The sequence below is a fragment of the Plantactinospora sp. B5E13 genome (assembly GCF_039871775.1).
Classification (GTDB): domain Bacteria; phylum Actinomycetota; class Actinomycetes; order Mycobacteriales; family Micromonosporaceae; genus Plantactinospora.
The window spans coordinates 299,025-314,434 of record NZ_JBDPLT010000002.1 but is presented as its reverse complement, the minus strand read 5'-3'; the positions used below and the strand labels follow the sequence as shown (position 1 = coordinate 314,434).

The 15,410-nt window shown below is 72.0% G+C and carries 14 protein-coding genes; 8 read left to right on the top strand and 6 right to left on the bottom strand.

The window, feature by feature from the left end; translation table 11 throughout:
• Nucleotide 1: 1 nt before the first annotated feature.
• The gene (locus ABGB05_RS03370) at nt 2–706 is read right to left on the bottom strand and encodes a hypothetical protein (RefSeq protein ID WP_347651617.1); all 705 of its coding nucleotides are present in this window, start codon (nt 704–706) and stop codon (nt 2–4) included.
• A 73-nt stretch (nt 707–779) separates the two neighbouring features.
• The gene (locus ABGB05_RS03365; protein WP_347651616.1) at nt 780–1,565 is read right to left on the bottom strand and encodes a DeoR/GlpR family DNA-binding transcription regulator; all 786 of its coding nucleotides are present in this window, start codon (nt 1,563–1,565) and stop codon (nt 780–782) included.
• A 174-nt stretch (nt 1,566–1,739) separates the two neighbouring features.
• On the opposite strand from ABGB05_RS03365, the gene ABGB05_RS03360 reads away from it, so the two are divergent.
• The 5 genes from ABGB05_RS03360 (at nt 1,740) to ABGB05_RS03340 (ending at nt 6,989) form a co-directional block, all read left to right on the top strand.
• A complete protein-coding gene (locus tag ABGB05_RS03360; protein WP_347651615.1) occupies nt 1,740–2,669 on the top strand; it encodes a sugar isomerase in 930 nt (309 codons plus the stop codon).
• Nucleotides 2,670–2,767: 98 nt separating this feature from the next.
• The gene (locus ABGB05_RS03355) at nt 2,768–3,676 is read left to right on the top strand and encodes an ROK family protein (protein ID WP_347651694.1); all 909 of its coding nucleotides are present in this window, start codon (nt 2,768–2,770) and stop codon (nt 3,674–3,676) included.
• A gap of 57 nt (nt 3,677–3,733) precedes the next feature.
• Nucleotides 3,734–4,858 (top strand): N-acetylglucosamine-6-phosphate deacetylase, encoded by a 1,125-nt coding sequence (gene nagA / locus ABGB05_RS03350; RefSeq protein WP_347651614.1) that lies wholly within the window; start codon nt 3,734–3,736, stop codon nt 4,856–4,858.
• 172 nt (nt 4,859–5,030) lie between these two features.
• Nucleotides 5,031–5,939 carry a hypothetical protein gene (locus ABGB05_RS03345; protein WP_347651613.1) on the top strand — a complete coding sequence of 303 codons (909 nt, stop codon included), beginning with the start codon at nt 5,031–5,033 and terminating at the stop codon, nt 5,937–5,939.
• Nucleotides 5,940–6,017: 78 nt separating this feature from the next.
• Complete coding sequence (locus tag ABGB05_RS03340) at nt 6,018–6,989, top strand: DUF3105 domain-containing protein (protein ID WP_347651612.1); 972 nt, start codon at nt 6,018–6,020, stop codon at nt 6,987–6,989.
• Nucleotide 6,990: 1 nt separating this feature from the next.
• Here ABGB05_RS03340 and ABGB05_RS03335 read toward each other — a convergent pair whose 3' ends face one another.
• Together ABGB05_RS03335 and ABGB05_RS03330 are read right to left on the bottom strand one after the other, a co-directional pair.
• Nucleotides 6,991–8,250, bottom strand: coding sequence for an APC family permease (locus ABGB05_RS03335; protein WP_347651611.1), 1,260 nt, complete (start codon nt 8,248–8,250; stop codon nt 6,991–6,993).
• 66 nt (nt 8,251–8,316) lie between these two features.
• Entirely contained in the window at nt 8,317–9,084 is a 768-nt protein-coding gene (locus tag ABGB05_RS03330; protein ID WP_347651610.1) for a phosphatase PAP2 family protein, read from the bottom strand.
• 106 nt (nt 9,085–9,190) lie between these two features.
• Here ABGB05_RS03330 and ABGB05_RS03325 point away from each other — a divergent pair, with 106 nt between their 5' ends.
• On the top strand, nt 9,191–10,393 hold the full coding sequence (locus ABGB05_RS03325; RefSeq protein ID WP_347651609.1) for a DUF4032 domain-containing protein: 1,203 nt from the start codon (nt 9,191–9,193) through the stop codon (nt 10,391–10,393).
• Between the two features lie 230 nt (nt 10,394–10,623).
• On the opposite strand, the gene ABGB05_RS03320 is transcribed toward ABGB05_RS03325, so the two are convergent.
• Nucleotides 10,624–11,238 (bottom strand): TetR/AcrR family transcriptional regulator, encoded by a 615-nt coding sequence (locus ABGB05_RS03320; protein WP_347651608.1) that lies wholly within the window; start codon nt 11,236–11,238, stop codon nt 10,624–10,626.
• 286 nt (nt 11,239–11,524) lie between these two features.
• Here ABGB05_RS03320 and ABGB05_RS03315 point away from each other — a divergent pair, with 286 nt between their 5' ends.
• Together ABGB05_RS03315 and ABGB05_RS03310 are read left to right on the top strand one after the other, a co-directional pair.
• Nucleotides 11,525–12,754, top strand: coding sequence for a serine hydrolase domain-containing protein (locus tag ABGB05_RS03315; protein WP_347651607.1), 1,230 nt, complete (start codon nt 11,525–11,527; stop codon nt 12,752–12,754).
• Nucleotides 12,755–12,855: 101 nt separating this feature from the next.
• Entirely contained in the window at nt 12,856–13,263 is a 408-nt protein-coding gene (locus tag ABGB05_RS03310) for a hypothetical protein (RefSeq protein WP_347651606.1), read from the top strand.
• 176 nt (nt 13,264–13,439) lie between these two features.
• Here ABGB05_RS03310 and ABGB05_RS03305 read toward each other — a convergent pair whose 3' ends face one another.
• A complete protein-coding gene (locus tag ABGB05_RS03305) occupies nt 13,440–15,338 on the bottom strand; it encodes a TrkA family potassium uptake protein (RefSeq protein ID WP_347651605.1) in 1,899 nt (632 codons plus the stop codon).
• Nucleotides 15,339–15,410 lie beyond the last annotated feature (72 nt).

Below are 15,410 nucleotides of genomic sequence, written 5' to 3'. Positions count from 1 at the left end.
GTTACCGGGGATCGGTTCGCCACAACTCCCAGGCCAGCCAGGCCGAGCCGAGGCCGACGAGTACACCGTGGGCGATCCGCAGGCCGGCGGGCGCGAAGAACTGCGGGAGAAAGAGAACGAAGCCGGCAGCGAACGGAACCGCGCTGTGCCGAGCCAGCGTCCCGGCATGCCGGACCGCGAGCGCGGCCAGGATCCCGGCGACGGCGAGCAGCAGCAGACCGAGCGCGAACGTGGTCGCCGCGACCGGGTGGAAGCGTACGGAGTCGGCCAGCGCGAGCAGGTCGAGCCGCTGCCCGTCGGCACCGGCCCGGGCGACGGCGTGCAGGCCGAAGTCCTCCGCGCCGTAGTACGGCAGGGTCAGGCCGGCTCCGGTCCAGCCGGTGACCACGGCACCGAGGCCGTACGACTCGGCGCGGGAGTGGCCGGACGCCTCGCGGGCGGCCCGGATGGTGCCCCAGAGCGCCAGCAGGCCGAGCGGCACCAGGACAAAGCCGAGCATGGCGAACAGGTGCGAGGCGACCCAGGCACCGGAACTCATCGAGGCGGTCGCCCCGTCGACGGTGGTCTCGTCGTGCCAGGGGCGCACCGCCGGGTAGAGCACGAACAGCACTCCGGCGGCGGCGAGCGCGAGGGCGCCGAGCCGGGTACGGGTACGGGTACGCGTCGAGGTGGGATCGGTCCGGTCGACAGAAACGCTCAGGTTCATAGCCATTAGGCTAATAACAATAGCCGAAGGCCGTCAACCGGCCAGCGACCCTCGGCCGGGCGAGGGGAACGACTCAGGCGCAGATGACGTTGACGCCGGCGTCCCGGAAGGACCGGACCGTCGCCGGGTCGGCGCCGGAGTCGGTGACCAGGGTCTCGATCCGCTCCACCGGACAGATCCGGGCGAAGGCGTGCCCACCCAGTTTCGACGAGTCCGCGATGATCACCACGCGCTTGGCCCGGGCCACCATCAGGTTGTTCATCGACGCCTCGCCCTCGTGGTGCGCCGCCGCCCCGAGCTGTACGTCGATGGCGTCCACCCCGAGCAGCGCCACGTCCAGGGTGACCTCGCGCAGCAGCGCGCCGCCGAGCGGGCCGACCAGCTCGAACGACTGGGGACGGACCACCCCGCCGGCCACCACGATCTTCATCCGGGACCGGACCAGCAGCTCGTTGGCGATGTTCAACGCGTTGGTCACCACGGTCAGCTGGGCCCCGTCGGCGCTGCTGTTGAGGTCGGGGCGGACCGCGAGGGCCCGGGCCACCTCGGTGGTGGTGGTACCGCCGTTGAGCCCGACCACCATGCCCGGCGAGACGAGCGCGGCGGCGGCCGTACCGATCCGCTGCTTCTCGGCGGAGTGCTTGGCCGTCTTGTAGCGCAGCGGCAGGTCGTACGAGACGCCGTTGGCGACCGCCCCGCCCCGGGTACGCGTGATCATCTGCTGCTGGGCGAGCTGGTCGAAGTCCCGACGGATGGTCGCCTGCGAGACCCCGAGTCGGTCCGCCGCGTCCTCGACGCTGACCCGACCGCTCTCGGTCAGCAGTTCGAGCAGGGCGTTCCATCGCGCATAGCGGTCCACCGTGAACCTCCGGGTGCCTACGGCGTGAAGATTGCGTGCACAATAGTGCGCGAAAGGTGGCGCCGCAAAACCAACTTATGCGCAAACCTGCGCGCGGTTGCCACACGCCGGCAACTTCGCGCAGAATGACGCTCGAAAGACCGTTGAACTGAGCCATTATGCGCAGGAGCTGACATGGGCCACGTCGACGCGGAAATCAGCAGCCAGCCCGAGTGCTGGCGACAAGCCGCCGCCCTGGCCGCCGGCTCCGCCGGCGTACTCCCCGCCCGGGGTGAACGGGTCGCGGTCATCGGCTGCGGCACGTCCTGGTTCATGGCGATGGCCTACGCCGTCCTGCGGGAACAGGCCGGACACGGCGAGACCGACGCCTTCCAGGCCTCCGAGTTCCCCCTCGACCGCCGGTACGACCGGATCGTGGCGATCACCCGCTCCGGCACCACCACCGAGGTCCTCGACGTACTGGACGCGCTGCGGGGACTCCGGCCGAGCACGGTCATCGTCGGCGACCCCAGTTCCCCCGCCGTCGACCTCGCCGCCGACACGGTCGCGCTGCCCTTCGCCGACGAGCGTTCCGTGGTGCAGACCCGGTTCGCCACCAGCGCCCTCGCCCTGCTCCGGGCCCACCTCGGCACCGAGATCACCGCCCTGGCCGCCGACGCCGAGGTCGCGGTCCGGGCACCCCTGCCGTTCGACCCGGCCCGGGTCGAGCAGATCACCTTCCTCGGCCGCGGCTGGACGGTCGGGATCGCCCACGAGGCCGCCCTGAAGTGCCGCGAGGCCGCCACCGCCTGGGCCGAGGCCTATCCGGCGATGGACTACCGGCACGGTCCGATCTCCATCGCCGCCCCCGGCCGGGTGGTCTGGGCCTTCGGCGAGATCCCCGACGGGCTCGCCGAGGACATCGCGGCGACCGGGGCGGCGTTCATCCACAGCCGCACCAACGGCGTACACGCGGTGATCGGCGGCTGGGCCGCCGGACGCCCGCCGCTGGACCCGATGGCCGACCTGATCCTGGCCCAGCGGTTCGCGGTCGCCCTGGCCGCCGGACGCGGGCTCGACCCGGACGCACCCCGGCACCTCACCCGGTCCGTGGTGCTCGCGTGACCGACCCCGCCTCCGGCACCGCCGCGAACCCCGGAACCGCACAGCCCGGCACGGCCACCAGGCCCGGCACCGGGGCGGACCAGCCGCCGGCCGGTGAGGTGGTCGTCGCGCTCGACGTCGGTGGCACCGGCATGAAGTGCGCCCTGGTCCGACCGGACGGCACAGGTGTGCACACCGAGCGGCACCGCACCCGAGCCGAACGCGGCCCCGCCGCCGTCGTGGCGAGCATCCTCGACATCGCCGAGGGCCTGACGGAAAAGGCCCGGGCCGACGGCCTGACCCCGGTCGCGGTCGGCGTGGCGGTGCCCGGCGTGGTCGACGAGTCGACCGGGACGGCGGTCTGGTCGGCGAATCTCGGCTTCCGGGACGTACCCCTGCGGGAGCCGGTCGAAGCGCGGCTCGGGCTGCCCACGGCGCTCGGCCACGACGTGCGGGTCGGCGGCATCGCCGAGGCCCGGCTCGGCGCCGGACGCGACACCCGCCACGTGCTGTTCGTCGCCGTCGGCACCGGCATCGCCGCCGCCCACGTGGTGAACGGGTCGGCCGCCGCCGGCGCGCACGGCGCCGCCGGCGAGCTCGGGCACATCGTCGTTCGCCCCGGCGGCCCGCCCTGCGGCTGCGGCGGTGCCGGCTGCCTGGAGGCGGTCGCCTCGGCCGCCGCGGTCGGTCGGCGCTACACCGCCCTGACCGGCACCCCGGCAACCGCCGCCGAGGTGTTCACCCGCTCCGCCGCCGGCGAGGAAGCCGCAGGTCAGGTATGGCGCGAGACGGTCGACGCCCTCGCCGACGGGCTGGCCGTCGCCCAGGCCCTGTACGACACTGAGGTGGTCGTACTCGGCGGCGGGCTGGCCGAGGCCGGCCCCGGACTGCTCGACCCGCTCCGGTTCGCGCTCCGGCAGCGGCTGACCTTCCAGACCGAACCCCGGCTGGTCCGTGCGGCGCTCGGCGACGAGGCCGGCTGCCTCGGCGCCGCCCTGCTCGCCCTCGACACGTGGAAGACTTCGTAACCGGTCGATCCCCCGTTCGCCCGGACGGGACGACGACGAGCAGCGCGAGGAGGCGACGTGACCGTACGCGTCAGTGGGAGAGTGGTGACCCCGAGCGGGGTGATCCGACAGGGCTGCGTGGAACTCGACGGTGACCGGATCACCGCCGTCGCCGAGTATCCGTCGATCCGGGACGGACACTGGATCGTCCCCGGTTTTGTCGACATCCACACCCACGGCGGCGGTGGACACACCTTCACCACCGGCGACGCGGACGCGGCCCGGGGCGCCGCCGCCTTCCACCTGACGCACGGCACCACCACCCTGCTCGCCAGTCTGGTTTCCTCGCCGTACCAGCTGATGCGGGACGCCACCGAGGCGTACGCTCCGCTGGTCAAGGAGGGGGTGCTGGCCGGCGTCCACTACGAGGGGCCGTACCTGTCGGCGGTGCGGTGCGGGGCGCAGAACCCGGAGTTCCTCCGCGATCCGTCGGTCGACGAGCTCGCCGAACTGCTCGCGCTCGGCGGCGGTACGGTCCGGATGGTCACCCTCGCCCCGGAACTGCCCGGCGCCCTGGCCGCGATCGAACTGCTCGTCTCGCAGCGGGTGGTGGCGGCGATCGGGCACACCGACGCGACGTACGAGCAGACCGGCGCCGGGATCATCGCCGGCGCGACCGTCGCGACCCACCTGTTCAACGGCATGCGCGGCCCGCACCACCGCGAACCCGGGCCGGTCTTCGCCCTGCTCGGCTCCCCGAACGTGGTCTGTGAGCTGGTCGCCGACGGGGTGCACCTGCACGACGGCACGCTCGCCTTCGCCGCCGGGGTCGCCGGGGCGGACCGGGCCGCGCTGATCACGGACGCGATGGCCGCCGCCGGCATGCCGGACGGTGGCTACGAACTCGGCGGGCAGCCGGTGGTGGTGAGCGACGGTGTCGTCCGGCTCGCCGGGGACGACGGCGCCCCGGGTGCGATCGCCGGCAGCACCCTGACCATGGACGTCGCGCTGCGTCAGGCGGTCGCCGCCGGAGTCTCCATCGTGGACGCCTGCCGGATGGCGGCCACCACCCCGGCCCGGACGATCGGGCTCGGCGAGCGGGTCGGTTCGCTGGCGCCCGGCCTGCGCGCCGACCTGGTGGTGCTGGACGACAACCTGAACGTGGTCCGGGTGATGCGCGCCGGTACCTGGCTCGACGACTAGCGTTCGCCCGACCCGCCCCACCCGGTCGGCCCCGACCGGCGTCCGCCCGACCGGCCCGGCGTCGGCCCGACCGGCCCGGCGTCGGCCCGACCGGCCCGGCGTCGGCCCGGTGGACGCCGGTGCCAGCCCGGTCGGGTACGGTCCCCCGGACGCACAACCGGGGAGGAACGCCATGAATGTCGACCCCACCAGGAACATGGTGGTCTTCCTGCTGCGCCGCGGGGAGGGCGAGCACGCGATAGCCGACGCGCCGACCCGGGACGAGGACGGTGTCCGGCAGGCCTGGCAGGTCGTGGCGGCCCGGGACGGCGCACGGCCCGAGGAGGTCGTCGCCCTGCACACCGAGTGGGCGACGACGGACACGGACGCCCGCTTCATCGGCGAGTTCTTCCCGCAGGCACAGGTCACCCACAACTTCGACCGCCCGGAGCCGGGCGACTGGGACCGGGCCTTCGCCGAGGTACGCGACATCATGCGACAGGCGCACGAGGAGCAGTTGGCGGCGGAGACGTCGGACCGGATGCGGCACGCCGAGGAGAACGGCGAACTGCTGCCGGTGCTGTGGAGCGCCGCGTCCCCCCGCTCCGGGATGCTCCAGTCCCTGCCCCACCAGACGCTGGTGCCGGGCCGGTTGCACGTCGCACTCGCCATGGTGGCGCCGACGCCGCGCGGCACCCTCGGCATGAGTCACCTGACCCACGACACCCGGCAGCGGATCGGGGAACCCCCGGTCGCCGACCTGTTCGACGAGGCGTACGGCGCGCTCAGCCGGGGCCTGCGGATCGACGGCCGCGAGTCGGAGAAGGGCCAGCTGCTCACCCTGCACCGGGAGGGTTCGTTGGCCGCCTCGGCGGTGGCGCTGCCCGGGTTCGGCGAGCGGATGATGGAGGTGCTCGACACCGACCGGCTCGTGGTGGGGATGCCCTGCCCGGACGACCTGGTCGTCGCCGCGGCCGACTCGGGTTGGGCGCCGGAGATCCAGGAGATGGTCCGCTCCTCGCCGTACCCGACGACCGAGCTGGTGCCGTCGGTGCTGCTGATCGACCGTGCCGGAATCCAACTGGTCGGCGAGCGCGAATAGCCGTGGACCGGCAGCCGAACATTCCTCGGTAGGATCGGCTCCGCGCCGCCCGTGCCGCAGAGCAGAGCAGAGGCAGAGATGGGTCATCCGCAGCCGCCGTACCAGCAGCAGCCCGGCACGCCGGGCATCCCGCCGACCTCCGGGCCGCCGGTGCCCCCGCAACCCGGGTACGGACCGCCGCCGGTCTCCTCCGCCCCGCCGGGGCACCCGCAGCAGCAGGGTTATCCCCCACAGCCGGCCTACCCGACCCAGCCGGGTTACCCCGCGCAGCCGGGTTACCCCGCGCAGCCGGGTTACCCCGCGCAGCCGGGCCAGCCGCAGCAGCCGGGTTACCCCGCACAGCCCGGGTATCCGGGCCAGGCCGGGCAGCCGAGCCAGCCGGGATACCCGCCGGCCGGTTACGGTCAGCCCGGGACACCGCCGGGTTACGGCCAGCCGGGACAGCCGTACCCGGGGCAGCCGCAGCCGGCGGCGAAGAAGCGGACCGGTCTGATCATCGGACTTGTCGCGGGCGGGCTGGCCCTGGTCCTCCTCGCCGCCTGCGGCATCGGCGGATTCCTCTGGTACCAGCAGCGCGACGACAACGGCACCGACCTGGCGGCGGTGGTGAACTACCGGGAGACCAGCCCCGAGGTGCTCTCCCCCGACCACGTCTCGGGCCTGGTCACCTACCCGATGTCGCCGCCGGCCGGCGGCCCGCACTACATCCAGTGGCAGAACTGCAACGGTGACGTCTACCCGGCGCCGATCGCCAACGGCAACGCGGTACACAGCCTGGAGCACGGCGCGGTGTGGATCACGTACCGGCTGGAGCTGGCGGGGCCCGAGGTGGAGAAGCTCGCCGAACGGGTACGCGGCCAGGAGTACATGATGCTCAGTCCGTACCCCGGCCAGACGCCACGCATCTCGTTGCAGGCGTGGGGTTACCAGCTCGCCGTCGAAAGCCCCGACGACCCGGCGATCGACGAGTTCATCAAGCGTTACCGGGTCACCGCGTCACTCGAACCCGGTGCACCCTGCGGCGGCGGCATCACCGACACGGCCCGCTGAGCTACCTCCGCAGGAGGTGGACGAGGGCGCCGACGGCGAGGACCGCGATGCCGGCCAGCAGACTGCCGAGCGGCAGGGCGAGCGCGAGCAGCAGGCAGCCGGCGAGCCCGAGTACGGCGAGCAGTCGTACCGGCAGCCGTCGGTCGGGATCACGCCCGAGGGTGAGCGCGGCGGCGTTGGTGATCGCGTAGTAGACCAGCACGGTGCAGCTCGAGAAGCCGATCGCGTGCCGGATGTCGCCGAGCGAGACCACCAGGACCACCACGGCGGCGACCGCGATCTCGGCCCGGTGCGGCACCCGCTGCCGGGGGTGTACGGCGGCGAGCCCGCCGGGCAGGTCGTGGCGCCGGGCCATCGCCAGCACGGTCCGGCCGACCCCGGCGATCAGCGCCAGCAGTACGCCGGTCACCGCGACCGTGGCTCCGGCCCGGACCACCCAGTCGAGGCCGGTCAGCCCGGTCGTGTCGACCACGTCCGCCAACGGCGCGGTCGAGGCGGCGAGCCGGGCCGGGCCGAGCACCGCCAACGTGATCACGGCGAGCGCGAGGTAGACCAGCAGCACCAGGCCGAGGGCAAGCGGGACCGCGCGCGGGATGGTGCGCTCCGGTTCCCGTACCTCCTCGCCGAGGGTGGCGATCCGGGCGTAGCCGGCGAAGGCGAAGAAGAGCAGCCCGGCGGCGGTGAGCAGGCCGACCGGGACCAGCCCGTGGTCGATCGACCCGGCGCCGCCGGTCGCCTCGGAGATCCGGTCCGCCCCGAACTCTCCGCCGAACAGTCCGACCGCCGCGACCAGGACCAGCACCGTCAGGGTGACGGCGACCAACCACCGGGTGGCCCGGGCGGTCTTCTGCACGCCGCGCAGGTTGACCGCGGTCAACGCCAGCACGGCGGCCACCGCCACCGGTCGGGCCTGTCCGGGCCAGAGGTACGCCCCGATGGTCAGCGCCATCGCGGCGCAGCTCGCGGTCTTGCCGACGACAAAGCCCCAGCCGGCGACAAATCCGGCGAACGGGCCGAGCCGCTCCCGCCCGTACACGTAGGTGCCGCCGGATTCGGGGTAGCGGGCGGCGAGCCGGGCCGAACTGGTCGCGTTGCAGTACGCGACGAAGCCGGCGACCGCGAGGGCGGCGAGCAGGCCCGGTCCACTGCCGGCGGCGGCGGTGGCCGGGGCGAAGACCACGAAGACCCCGGCGCCGAGCATCGAGCCGAGTCCGATGACCACCGCGTCCGATACGCCCAGTCGGCGGGTTAGCTGTTCCACGGTGCGTGACCCTAGCCGGCACTGATGAACATCTGGCAACGCGCCGCAGGTGGGACCGGGCGGGCGTCAGTCGTCGGCGGTGAGGCCGGCGGGGCGGTGCACCCCGCCGGGCAGCGCGGGAAGCGGCAGGTCGTCCCAGGGGACCCGGGTCAGCAGGCGGCCGAGCAGCAGGCCGAGCAGCAGACCGGCGATCGAGTCGGTGATCCAGTGCCAGCCGAGATAGGTGGTGGTGCAGAAGACGATCGCGGGCGGCACGACCCGGATCGCCCGGTACAGCCCGGCCGGGGCGTCCGGCCGGCCGAAGGTCCGCAGCAGCGCGGCGACCAGCACCGCCATCGCCGCGTACCAGACGATCGCGTTCGCCACGTGGCCCGACGGGTACGACAGGTCCCACTCGTCCGGCGGCAGCGTGTTGAAGAGCTGCACCGACTCCTGCGGCGGCAACTGCTTCGAACTGGGCGCGGCCCGGTCGGTGAGGATCTTCACCGGGCCGACCACGAACGAGGTGAGCGCGAACGCGCCGACCCCGACCAGCAGTGGCCGGATCGACCGGGTCCGGAGGATGACCAGTGCCGCCAGCCCGAAGGTGATCGGCATCAGGAACCAGCCGCCCTGGCCAAGCGAGTTGAGGACCCGGGCCACCCAGTACGCCGACTCAGGGCGATGCCCGTTGGCCCAGGACCGGACCGCCAGGTCAAGATCGTGCAGCTGGCCGGCGGCGAGGGCGGCGGTGAGTCCGATCACCGCCGCGAGCAGCAGCCCGTCGAACCACCAGCCGGCCGGGCTGACCGGACGCAGCCGCAGCGGCCGCCGTACCGTCGTGGTTTCCCGCATCCGACCACGCTACCGGGCGGACGCACGCCGAACGGGACGGCGCCGGGGTGTGTGCCCAACCACGTGGGGAGGCGGTGGGCGGCGCGGACCGGCATGCTTGATAACCGTGCGGATCACTTCGGCTCTCGTCGACCCGGCGCTGCTCGACCTTCCCTGGTCGACACCGCTGGAGCAGTGGCCCGCCGACCAGCTGGTGGCGCTGCCCCAGGGTATTTCCCGGCACATCGTCCGGTTCGTCCGGCTGGCCGGCACGGTGTACGCGGTCAAGGAGACCGGTGAACGGGTCGCCGAGCGGGAGTACGACCTGCTCCGCGCTCTGGAACGGATCGACTTCCCGAGCGTCGAGGCGGTGGCCATCGTCGCCGACCGGCACACCCCGGACGGCGAACCGCTCGACCCGGTGCTGATCACCCGGCACCTGCAGTTCTCCCTCCCCTACCGGGCGCTCTTCTCGCACACGCTGCGCCCGGAGACGATGACCCGGCTGCTCGACGCGCTGGCCGCCCTGCTGGTCCGGATGCACCTGACCGGTTTCTTCTGGGGCGACTGTTCGCTCTCCAACACCCTGTTCCGGCGGGACGCCGGCGCCTTCGCGGCCTATCTGGTCGACGCCGAGACCGGCATGCTGCATCGGCAGCTCTCGAACGGGCAGCGGAGCGAGGATCTGGAGATCGCCCGGGTCAACATCTTCGGCGAGGCACTCGACCTGGAGGCCGCCGGGCTGCTGCACGACGCGATCGACCCGGAGACCGTTTCCGAGGAGGTCGTCCAGCGCTACGAGCGGCTGTGGCACGAGATCACGTACGAGCAGCAGGTCGAGCGGGAGGCCCGGCACGACATCGAGCGGCGGATCCGCCGGCTCAACGAACTCGGCTTCGACGTCGCCGAGGTGGCGATGTCCGTTGTGGACAACGGGCGCTACCTGGTCCGGCCAAAGGTGGTGGACGCCGGTTACCACACCCGGCGGCTGCTCCGGCTGACCGGCCTGGACGCCGAGGAGAACCAGGCCCGCCGGCTGCTCAACGACCTCGACACCTACCGGGCGGAGAGCGACCTGACCGACGAGCAGCAGGCGGCGCACCGCTGGCTGACCGAGGTCTTCGAGCCGGTGGTCCGGGCGGTGCCGACACACCTGCGCGGCAAACTCGAACCGGCCGAACTCTTCGTGCAGATCATCGAGCACCGTTGGCGGCTCTCCGAACAGGCGGGTCGGGACCTCGGGCTGGCGCCGGCCGTCCAGTCGTTCCTCTCCGACGTGCTGGTGCACCGGCCGGACGAGCAGGCCGTACTCGGCGTCGAGGTCAGCTGACGACACGCTCAGGTCGGCCGACCCGCACCCGCGCCGGCTGACCCGCACGTCCGGTCAGGGCGGCTGACCCGCACTCAGGTCGGCTGATCCGGGCTCAACGGGCGGCAAGGCGAGCGCGTCGACCCGGACCATCAGTTGTCGGCAGGGCGGATGCCGGTCGACGTGCTCCGCAGCGCGTGGTCTTGGCGTGCCCTCACCACCATCCGCAGGGCGAGGTCGACGCGGTGCGGTCATCGCGTCCGATACGTTCCGGCCTTCGCTGCCGCGATGGCGGTCGCTGCGGCCTGTTCGGCCACGATTTCGTCGATCGGTTCATGGGTGACGAGCATCCGGTAGTAGAGGGGCGCGCCGAGAGTTCGGATGACCTCCACCGGGTCGGTGTCGGCGGGTAGATCCCCACGCTTGATGGCGTTTCGCACTGGCTCGGCTGCCAGGTTGTTGCGGACCTGGAAGAAGTCATGCAACGCCTGTGCCGCTCGCGGGTCGTGTACACCTGCGGCGATCAGGCCGAGCACCATCGGACGCCACGCCCGGTGGGTGTACAAGCGGTAGATGCCCAGCGCCAGGTCGCGCAGGGCCACCTCCAGCGATCCGGCGTCGGGCAGAGGCACCTCGGCCCCGGACAGATCGTGGAGGAGTTCGGTGAGTAGGCCGACCGGGTCGCGCCATCGACGGTACACGGTGCTCTTGGCAACTCCGGCGATCTCCGCGACGCGTTCCACGCTCAGGCCGGAGTATCCGTGCGCCTCCAGTTCGGCGCGGGTGGCGGCCAGGACGGCGGTGCGGACACGTTCGGTGCGCCCGCGGGGTCGCACTGTTCCTGGTGCCGGGCGGTCGTCGGACAAGGGTGGCTCCTCTCGCGGTGGTCAGCGTCCTGCCCGGCCAGCTTAACGCAACCACATTCTCCTTTATTCGCCCAATCCAGGTGCAAAGAAAACCTGGGTTGCGTTAGCGATGCCATGGCGCTACCTTGATCGCAGTTAACGCTACAACGGAGGCGTTAATGCGCCCCACAGAACATCTTCCGGCAGGCCGCTGTCGCAAGACCGACGCCGGGGCCCAGCTCGCCGGGCCGTTGGCGCCACGCGGGTCGGATCTCTCGGATCGAACACGGACACAGGGAGACATACGATGCATACCGGCAACAAGGGCTTCTCCGAAGCAGGGCTGCGCAGACTCCACGACGTGCTGGCACGGCATGTCGAGTCCAAGAAGATTCCCGGGCTCGTCGCACTGATCAGCCGGGGCGGTCAGACGCACGTCGAGGCGCTCGGCACGATGCGCCACGACGGTGGCCCGGCGATGGCCCGGGACACGATCTTCCGGCTGGCGTCCGCGTCCAAGCCGGTCACGATGGCGGCCACGATGGTGCTGCTCGACGAGTGCAGGCTGCGGCTCGACGACCTGATCGAGCAGTGGCTGCCGGAACTGGCCGACCGACGCGTGCTGACCAGCGTCGACGCCCCGCTGGACAACACCGTGCCGGCGCGGCGGCCGATCACCGTACGGGACCTGCTGACCTCCACGTTCGGGCTCGGCATGGACATGACGGCGCTGGGCACTCCCCTCATGGGGGCGATCTTCGAGCAGGCGATCTTCCCGGCGAGGATGACGGATTATCCCGAGCCGGACGAGTGGATGCGCCGCCTCGGCCAGCTCCCGCTGATGTACCAGCCCGGCGAACGGTGGCAGTACCACATCAGCCACGACGTACTCGGCATCCTCGTCGCCAGGGTCACGGGCCAGTCGTTCGGGACGTTCCTGCGCGAGCGCATCCTTGATCCACTAGGCATGAAGGACACGGGTTTCCACGTGTCCGCCCGCGACGTCGACCGGCTGCCGCCCAGCTACGCTCCCGACGCCCAGACCGGAGAGTTCATCGTGTGGGACGAGGCAGACGGCGGACAGTACAGCCAGCCTCCGGCGTTCCAGTCAGGCGGTAGTGGGCTGGTCACCACCGTCGACGACTACCACACGTACTTCCGGATGCTGCTCAACGGCGGGATGCACGGTACCGAACGGATCCTCTCCCGGCCCGCCGTCGCGCTGATGACCACCAACCACCTCACACCCGAGCAACAGGCCGCCCGGGACGCCATGGCCAGGAACAACGTCCATCTGTCGTTCGGGCAGGGGCAGCACGGCGGCTGGGGCTTCGGCATGGCGGTGCGTACCTACCGCGGCGACTACGCACCCATCGGCCAGTTCGGCTGGGACGGTGGAATGGGCACCTCGGCCTACGCCGACCCGCACAACCAGCTCGCCGGCATCCTGCTCACCCAGGTCGGGATGTCCGTACCGGACCCGGCCCGGGCCATCCACGACTTCTGGACCACGGTCTACCAGGCCCTCGACGACTGACCCGCCAGCGTTTCGGTAGGCCCCCGACACCCAACGGTCAACCCACGACGGGCCGAACCGTCGATGCACCACCCGTCCCCCAGCCAAAGGAGCACCCAACCATGTCCATAACCCTGACCGACCAGGACAAGCGCACCCTGCGCACCGCCGCGTACGGCGCCGTCACGCTGCTGGCCGCCGCTGACGCCGCCGGCTCGCCCCACAAGGTCGCCACCCACGGCTCCCTCGCGCTGGCCTCCGCCACCGGTCCGATCGGGCATGTGCTCGCCACCTATCCGAAGGGCAAGGACCTGGACGGCAGATCCGTCGCCGCTATCGCCGAGCATGTGCTGCCGGCCCTGACAGCAACCGCCAGCCTGCTCAGGCAGCAGGACCCGGCAGAAGCCGACAACTTCCGCAGGGCCGTCCTCGTCGCCGTCGAAGCAGCCACCCAGGCACACGAAGGCGAGACCAGCCCCACCATGGCGGAGATGACGCGCAGGATCATCGAAGCCCTCGACGCCGCTTGATCGCAGGTTTCCGGGGTCCGTACCGGGCCCCGGAACCGCGGCGAGGGTCGGACGGTCGGTACCGATGGGTCTGGTCGGTGTGACGCGGATTGTTGAGGACTGCCCACGGCCCGCGGAACGCCGACCTTCGAGGGTCACCTCGAAGGCGCCGACCGTTACGGCAGTTCCCGCCGTTCCTATCCACCTGACGGGTTCGACGGCCGACGGGGCGGCGGGATCGACTGACTCCGCCGGCCGGCCCGCCCCGACTTCCCGGACGGGAGTGCCCGGGTCACCACCGGCACCGGATCCTCCGGCGGACGGTACGACGGTGCCGGGGACGGCGCACTCGCCTCCCGGAGCAGCCGGTTGAGCCCGGCCCGCCGGACCACCACGGTCAGCCGGTCGCCGGGGCGGAGCTGGTGCTCCGGTGGCAGCGTCCACTCGATCCGGCCCTGCCCGGCCCGGGTCAACGCGATCACCCGGACCCCGGCGGACGTACCGACCGCGCGCAGTTCCCGGCCGGCGAGCGCCGAGCCGACGGCGACCGACACCTCCGCCACCAGCAGCGCGTGCCGGTCGACCGGGATCGTGGCGATCACCGCCCGGTTCAGCAGGGCCGCCGCGAAGGAGGGCGCGGCCAGGTACGAAACGCTGCGGGAGACGTCGATCGCGTACGTCTTCTGGATGCGCTGGGCGAAGTCGCCGTCGTAGAGCCGGAGCACCACCCGCAGGTCGGGGTTGAGCGTCCGGGCGTTCAGGGCCGCCTGAAGGTTGCTGACGTCGTCGGTGGAGACGACCACCAGGGCCTGACAGTTCGCCACCGAGGCGGTTTCCAGGGTCTCCTCCCGGGCCGCGTCCCCGATGATCAGCGGTACGTTGAGCCGGCGGGCGACCGCCGTCCCCCGGGCCTCCGGGTCCTTGTCGATCGCGACCACGTCGATCCCGAGGTCGTGGAGCTGGTACATCACCCGGGTACCGACGTTGCCGAGCCCGACCACGACCACGTGTCCGCTGCGCTCGCTCGGCAGCGCACCGGCGTCCAGGGCGAGACGGGCCTTGACGATGCCGTCGACCACCGAGGCGGTGATCAGCGGGATCAACGCCAGCCCGGCGATGTTGAGCACCACCTGGAGAGCCTGCGCCGCCGCTCCCTTCTCGACGTCCGGATCGGCGCCGGCGACCGCGGTCACCAGGGTCACGTAGAGCGCGTTGCCGAGACTCTGGTCCTCGATGTAGTGCAGCAGGAACCCGAGGACGAGGACCACACCGAGCACGGTCAGGGTGGCGATCCCGATCTTGCGGGTGGCGAACGAGCGTACCGCCCGGAGCAGCACCGACTTCCGGCGTCGCCGCCGGCGCCGCAGCCACTGCGACCGCCGCTGGTCGGCCAGGTCGGCGCCGGCCTGCCCGGTCGCCGCGGCCAGCACCAGGTCGGCGATGGCCGGGTCGGTCGGCAACACCACCGGGTGGCTCGGGTCGTGGGTGTCGGCGAGCGCGCAGACCACCTGGTCCGGGTGGACGTCGGCGCGCGGGGCGACGTACAAGGTCCGGCCGCCGTAGCGGAAGTGTGTCGGCGCGACCTCGCCGAGTGCCGCCGCGACGAACGCGGGCGCCGCCATCGACGCGTCGGAGAGGACGGCCGCGTCCGGAAAGAGCTGACGGATCTTGTAGCCGAGGCTCATGTTGAACATCCGCAGCACCATCCGGAGTTCGGGCTCGACCTCCTGGGCGCAGAGCGCAGCGTCGATGTTCCCGACGTCGTCCTGGTGCAGCAGCGCCAGCCCGGCCGCCCCGACCAGTCCCGCCGCCCGGAACGTCGTCTCGTCGAGCCGGTCGGCCCGGAGCAGTCGTACGCCCCGGATCGACCGGAGATCCGGGCCGCCGTCGCGGGGCCGCAGGTGCGGCACGATGACGGTCAGCCGGAGGTTGGCGCCGTTCGGGTCGTTGCCGATCAGCTCCTGGACAAGTTGTACGACCAGGGAGCCCTGGCCGCAGACGACGTAGTGCGGGCGGGTGTCCCCGACCGGTCGCAACCCGTCGCGGAGTCTGGTTTCGAACGCCCGCCGGGCCTTTGTCCGCCAGAGATCCGCCATGTCCGGATCGTAGTCAGCACGATCACCCGCCGGGACCCCGAAATGATCAACGGGGGCGGACCGGACATGACC